The organism is Virgibacillus carmonensis (genome assembly GCF_057836705.1).
On the sequence record NZ_JBYQFJ010000225.1, the window covers coordinates 1 to 629 of the forward strand.

At 43.1% G+C, this 629-nt stretch carries 1 protein-coding gene; it reads left to right on the forward strand.

Going from position 1 to position 629, the window contains the following annotated elements:
• Nucleotides 1–20: 20 nt before the first annotated feature.
• On the forward strand, nucleotides 21–629 hold a 609-nt coding region (locus AC3G7N_RS21530), incomplete at its 3' end, for a tyrosine-protein phosphatase (protein WP_489424175.1).

The following is a 629-nucleotide window of genomic DNA, read 5'->3' on the forward strand; positions in this document are numbered from 1 at the left end:
AATGTTAGGAAGTGATTTTCATGATTGATATACATTGTCATATATTGCCAGGAATTGATGATGGCGCCCAAACGGAATCGGACAGTATCGCGATGGCGAACGCTGCGGTTGATCAGGGGATTGATACCATCATTGCAACTCCGCACCATATGAATGGAAAATATGAAAATAGCAAGCAGGATATTATAACGCATGTGAACGTGTTAAATGATTTATTTCAGGAAGAGGATATTCCGCTAACCATTCTTCCAGGGCAGGAAATCCGCATGAATGGGGAGATCATCGACGAGCTTGAAGATGGCATTATTCAATCGTTGAACCATTCGAAATACCTGTTTGTTGAATTTCCGTCCAGCAGTGTTCCACGCTATGCGAAGCAGATGCTTTTCGATATCCAGCTTGCCGGCTATAAACCGGTGATTGTGCATCCTGAGCGTAACCAAGTACTAATCGAACATCCATCGATGCTGTATGAGTTTGTTAAAAAAGGGTCATTAACCCAAATAACGGCAGGCAGTTTATGCGGCAAATTCGGCAAAAATCTGCAGAAGTTCTCCCACCAACTGGTTGAGGCGAATTTAACCCACTTCATTGCTTCTGATGCGCATAATACAACATCACGAGGGTTT